The sequence below is a fragment of the Microcoleus sp. genome (genome assembly GCF_049646505.1).
GTDB lineage: Bacteria > Cyanobacteriota > Cyanobacteriia > Cyanobacteriales > Microcoleaceae > Microcoleus.
Genome location: NZ_JBARVX010000307.1, coordinates 1 through 5,743 on the forward strand (window position 1 = coordinate 1; position 5,743 = coordinate 5,743).

Annotated in this window: 6 protein-coding genes; 1 reads left to right on the forward strand and 5 read right to left on the reverse strand. The window is 49.2% G+C overall.

The genetic code is table 11. The annotated features are described in order from the left end of the window. Both WBA89_RS16135 and WBA89_RS16140 read right to left on the reverse strand, forming a co-directional pair. Window positions 1-2,177, reverse strand: a 2,177-nt coding sequence (locus WBA89_RS16135; RefSeq protein ID WP_424408128.1) for an HD family phosphohydrolase, incomplete at its 3' end; no start/stop codon positions are given. 644 nt (window positions 2,178-2,821) lie between these two features. Next, a complete protein-coding gene (locus tag WBA89_RS16140) occupies window positions 2,822-3,970 on the reverse strand; it encodes an ADP-ribosylglycohydrolase family protein (RefSeq protein WP_424408122.1) in 1,149 nt (382 codons plus the stop codon). A gap of 16 nt (window positions 3,971-3,986) precedes the next feature. Between WBA89_RS16140 and WBA89_RS16145 the strand changes: the two genes are divergently transcribed. After that, on the forward strand, window positions 3,987-4,217 hold the full coding sequence (locus WBA89_RS16145) for a hypothetical protein (protein ID WP_424408124.1): 231 nt from the start codon (window positions 3,987-3,989) through the stop codon (window positions 4,215-4,217). A 320-nt stretch (window positions 4,218-4,537) separates the two neighbouring features. Here the strand turns inward: WBA89_RS16145 and aroQ are convergent, their stop codons facing one another. The 3 genes from aroQ to WBA89_RS16160 all read right to left on the reverse strand — a co-directional run. Beyond that, entirely contained in the window at window positions 4,538-4,978 is a 441-nt protein-coding gene (gene aroQ, locus WBA89_RS16150; RefSeq protein ID WP_424408130.1) for a type II 3-dehydroquinate dehydratase, read from the reverse strand. A gap of 81 nt (window positions 4,979-5,059) precedes the next feature. After that, complete coding sequence (locus tag WBA89_RS16155) at window positions 5,060-5,197, reverse strand: hypothetical protein (RefSeq protein ID WP_193974067.1); 138 nt, start codon at window positions 5,195-5,197, stop codon at window positions 5,060-5,062. A gap of 300 nt (window positions 5,198-5,497) precedes the next feature. Beyond that, a partial coding sequence (locus WBA89_RS16160) for a CinA family protein (RefSeq protein WP_424408126.1) occupies window positions 5,498-5,743 on the reverse strand: 246 nt, incomplete at its 5' end.

Genomic DNA, 5,743 nt, shown 5'->3' on the forward strand with positions numbered 1-5,743 from the left:
TCTTGCGGTTCTTTTGCTGCAATTTGCTGTGCTTGGTGGTAGAAATAAGCAATTAACATTGTACCTTGGTGTTCGGGAATAAACGCCTGAATCGCCTTCGGCAATCGATGCTTGCGCGCCATCACCAACCCCTCGCTAACGTGCTTTTTAATCATTTCGGCACTCGCCCAAGGGTCATTCATTACATCGTGTTTGTTGCCGCCGCCCATTTGATTTTCGCAAAATCCGAGCGGGTCGTGCATTTTGCCAATATCGTGGTATAGTGTGCCAGTCCTGACCAGCTCAACATTGCAGCCGAGTTCCCGGGCAGCAGCCTCGGCCAAACTAGCCACGAACAGCGTGTGTTGAAAAGTCCCCGGAGCTTCGGCCGCCAACCTCTTCAACAGCGGGCGGTTGGGATTGGCGAGTTCCGCCAGCCGGATCGGGGTAATCAAGTCAAAAACGTGTTCTAAATAAGGGCTGATGCCGATCGCCACAATGCTCCAAGCCAAACCGGCCAAACTTTGCGCGCCCACCGTACCGAGAACGACGTACCAAATCGCACCTGCCGCCGCGCTGGCGATCAGAGTCCCCACCAGATACACGGCGCCCTGAGTCAAGCCGACACCGACGCCCAAGAGAGCCAACTCCTCGCGCGATCGCAGCCGCCCGGCCATAAAAGCGCCCAGCAATCCCCCCGCCGCGCTGGCGGCCAAATGAATCAACTCTACATTCAAGCCAATCGGTAGCAGCGCCGACAGCAGCCCCACCACAGTCACTCCCACGGCCGAACCGTAGAAGCCGCCTGCTAAAATGCCGATCGCGGGCAAACTCGTCCAAGGCAGCCCCAAACTCACCAGCACCGGCGCGCTCAAAGTCAGCAGCAGCAATAGCAAATGATCTCTGCGGCGCAAGCGGTAGTGCCTTTCTACCAGCAGCACGATCGCAATTGCTCCCGCTACCAAGCAGACAAACCCCGCCAGCCCCAGCCAATTCACCCCCCGCCGGCTCAAACCAAAATAGTCCAGCAACACGAAATCTTGCTGCGAGATTTCTTTTCCTTCTGTAACAATAATATCGCCCTGTTCTACGGCGATCGTCACCGGTTTCACCTTTTGCGCCGCCAATTCAGCTAGCTGTTTGGTTGCTTCGGGATCTCTGACGAGATTTGGCTGCAAAATCGCACTTAAAGCCTCAACTGCCAAAGCTTGCGACTCTAACGGCACTTCCTCTGCTACTTGCAGCCTCGCGGCTTCTTTCAAAATCTCTTTTGGCAATCCCGGCGGGATACCTTGAGCCAGCATCATTTTTGCCACCCGACTCATACCCGTTTGGGTTTTCTGCCAAGCTGCATCCGACAAATCGAACAGCGAAGTATCGTAAATTTGTCGGAGTCCGGAAACCGACGGTTTTTCAAGCGCCTCCACAGCATTGAGATAGCGCCTGCGGGCAGAGGAAATACTGTCTGTCAGGCTTTTGAACTCTGCTGCTGAGACCGATCGGCTGTAAGCCTGCAGTTGAGCCTGAGCCTGCTGCTTAAACTTGCTGTCTGTCGGTGCAGCACTGGCGGGGGAATCCAAATTCAACTTCTCGGAAGTTGCGCTGCTGTCCCCCACCCCGGCCAAAATCGATCGCCACTCCCACTCCGGACAGCCCCGCAAGTAAACCTGAGCCTGCGTTGACAGCGCCGAGGTGGCGGCAAACGGAAACTCGCCTACCTCCAGCCGCAGTTCGGTTCCCTGCTGCCAAAATTGCTGCATTTCTCGGTCGATTTGTCCCTCGACGGCTCGATCGAGCGTTAATATCGCTACAGCACCAATCCGCGCTGACGCACGCTGTTCTTCAGTAGTTTTGCGATCGGGGATACTAGCGCTAGCAGGAGCCTTAATCGTCTGAGGAGCTTTCGTCCCCACATCCAGTTTCGGCTGGTTGTAGAAACGGTGGCCCAGAGTGCTGCTGAGGGAAACTACCGCTACCAGCGCCAAAATCGGGGAACGAGCTTGATGTTTGAGGCTTGATTTTGAGGTTTTACTTCTAAATTTAATACAAGTTTCGGGCAGATCCCGCGTAGGGGGCAAAAAACGACTTAGGAGAGCTTGACCGGGGCGATCGGGATTTGCTTTGCTGCCGCCATTTCGCACTTTCGCAATCTGTTGGCGCAGTGAGCGCGCAGCCCCTAGCTGCTCAATCTGCCGCATCAATGAGGAGATCGTATTCATTTATGTTGAAGCTATATTCACTGTTATCCAGCAGCCTTGTCAGAAATTCTGACCGTGCATCTCGATCGAGTTTATCCGAATTGCCCTGCCTAAATATTTAACCGCCAAGCCTATTTTAACTGACTCTCGCCAGCAGTTGGATTTTCTGACTCAGATTGTCCATCTTTAACAGAAACAGAACTCGCGCCCGCCAGGAGCCAAAACCTTGTTGTTTGGTAGATTCCGGTTTTTTTTGGCACAAGGGAGTCAGATTAATTTTTTTACCTTTTCAATCTTTAATTGACGTTTTTTTTCCGCTTTTGCTTTTGATACCATTTTGACAAATTTTTGCTCCCAAAAAGAGTGTTAGGTTTGCTGGGGCGCTGTTTTTGGGATGCGGACCTTTGAGATATTCCACCCGCAACATAGATATTTTTCGGGAGGATCTAGCCCGCCAGCATTTGTAGTGTTCGCAAGCCGTAAAAAATGCTTTTTGCCAGACCGGAGATGCTCCATATTTTTCTGATTATCCGTACCAGATAGAATACTGCTAATTTGATTTGCTAACTCCTAATTCCTAATTGTTAACGGCTAACTGCTAATTGCCGATCTCTGCTTTCCCCTCCTATTAAAAGCTCAAAACTTTATATTTTCCGAGGTCTAATCACATAAGGTGCAGCCACGGCGCGGGCTAGCGCTGCCGAATCCAAAGCCGCATCAGGGTTGTAAACTCCCGCCCACACAGCAAACAAGTTATTTGCTAACTCTACAATTTTTGCATCGCTGCCCGTTCCCCAGAGCAGGGGTTCTCGACCCTGGGCGAGCCGCCGCGATTCCACCGCAGCCGAAGATAACTGTCGCCATTCTACAGGAATCGCAGCAGCGCCGTTGTACGCTCCAGACAAAGCTCCCGTCAAAGCGCAGGTGAGTTGTCCGGCTATGCCGCAGCGGGCGGCCCGCACCACTGACAAGCGCAAGTCTTCTGGAGTGTTCAAGAAGCAGTAGAAAGCTAGGGCAATCGGCAGCAAATTTCCTTGGTTGACAATTGAGTTAGTTTGTGATTTTTTTTCGCCCTCGCCCTGTTTTTTTTGCAAAGCTGTGGCGCTTTTGCACAGGTGAGTGGCGGCTGTTTCTAAATCTGCTTTCTGTTCTAGTAGTATTTGCACTTGCAGCAGCAGCTCTGTTAAGGCATTATCTGTGTTCAGGTAGGCAATTGTTTGGTCGATCGCTGTCGAGGGATCGAGTCTTTGTTTGAGCGATCGGGCGATCGCGTATCCGACAGCTAAAACGGCTGTTTGCAATTCTGACTTGTTTTCGTTGGGAAAAACATCTGTCGCCAGCATGATTTTTTCTCGCAGCTTAGCTTTATTTTCGTGAAAAAACACCGCGCACGGCAGCGCAGCAACAGCAGCTTCGCAAGGGTTAAGCACGCTTTGAAACTCGGTGCTTTCTGGAGGGTAGATTTCCGACTTGACAAATCCTTCCCAAGTATCCCGCCAATCTTTTAAATCTAAACCCCTACACCGAATTAAACTTTTAGTCCACGCTACTGCCAGTCTCCCGGATGCGGATGAGTCTGCGCCAGTTAGCATTTGGCCGTTGGTACAATTCAACGCCAATGTTGTCCCGCTCAGGGTCAATTGTTGGTGCTTCGTCAGTTGTAAAATCGGCTGCAAATCTGCTAGTTGAAGAGGTATACCTAGGAGTTGCCTTTGGTATTGCAAGCCTGTAGAGTCTCCTAAAACTCCCCCCAGTATGGTTCCTTGAAACTTGCTCAACAGGGAATGCCGCATTTGAATTCAACTCAAGTTGTTAGTAATTGGGAATTGGGAATTGGGAATTGGGAATTGGGAATTGGGAATTGGGAATTGGGGATTGGGAATTGCTGATTTTTTTGCTTGGTTATATCAATTCCGCGCTTCATCGGAATTATCAAATCTAGAATATATTTCTACAGTCAACCATCATTCTGTTTTTCGACTGAAAGTCAACAATCAACTGTTACAGCGTATTCCAAGTTTACGATGTACGCACGTATAGCCTTTTTCAGAAAAATGAGGTGCGGTCGAGAATAGGTAATAGGTAATAGGTAATAGGTAATAGGTAATGCCCTATACCCTATGCCCGATCGCCCCATGCCCCATTACCCATTACCCATTCCCATTACCCATTACCCTGTACCTCATCTAACTGAGAAAGGCTATACATGGAATATGCTGTATTATCGGCAGTGCCGCCGGAATTGATATTACCCATTACCCCATTATTCTTCTGGTTGTTTTAAATTTAACCCAAACATATAAGGGCTGGTTTTCCATCTAAAACCTGCCCTCATCCGATCGCCAAAATCGGTGAATTTTTTAATTTTTAATCAAGTGAGTAACTAGAGCTTGCAGCCCCAGCAGATAACTTTCTGAACCAAAACCGCTGATTTGCCCGATCGCCACTGGTGCGATATACGAGTGGTGTCGAAAAACTTCCCGCCGATAAATATTGCTCAGATGAACTTCCACCGCAGGAATATTCACAGCAGCGATCGCGTCTCTAATTGCCACACTCGTATGAGTATAAGCTCCAGCATTAATCAATAATCCTTGCTGCTGCCCTAACATCGAGTGAATTGCATCCACCAAGACCCCTTCATGATTCGACTGCTGAATTGAGATTTTCACCTGGAGGGCTTGCGCTTCTCGTTCTAGCAACTCGTTGATATCATTTAAAGTCGCAGAACCATAAACTCCAGGTTCTCGCTGACCCAATAGATTCAGATTGGGGCCGTGAAGTACCAGGATATTTAACAATTTTTTAAATTCCAGCGCCACAAAACTTTGAGTTTTGAGTTGGATTCGATCGCCAGCATCAAACCTCAAATCCAGTCTCAACTATCGGCGATGCCTCGGCTGGTTCACTGGAATAGGAATCGGTTCGAGTTCCGGTTGAGCTTCGGGACTCAGGAGTCCTTCTATCAGCTTGCGAACCCATTCTTCAATTTGTTCCAGCACCTTTTCAATGTTTTCCATTGAACGGATAGCTCCTTTTTTTATAGTCTAGATTGCTAAACCGACGGCTAAATCTCTGAAACACAAGCAAGCACGGCTTTGAAACCAAAGACCAAACTTGCTTTCTCGCTTGCTGGTTGTTTTGAGCAAAAGAGAGGCTCAGTATATTTGCCAATCAGTCCTATCTTATTATCATAACGAATCTTTACAGATAATCAAGAGGTAATCGGAAAATTGCCGAACAATCGGGGATCGCAGAGTGTTAAATAAAGCTTAAGATTACAAATGACAGTTGACAATTGACAAAGTGTTAGATATTTTTTACGCTTTGGTCAACAATAATTTACGCCGGAGCCGATCGAGCGCCGTACAGCTACTGAGGTTTCTAATCCAATCGCGGCCTCGCGCATCGCCAAAGCGGTATTCAAAACTTTCTGTCACGCCGTCGGGGCCGGCTAAACCGACATAAACCAGTCCCACAGGTTTAGCGTCTGTACCGCCTCCTGGCCCGGCGATACCTGTAATGCTCAATCCCCAACTCGTATTGAGCCTCGCGCGCACTCCCGC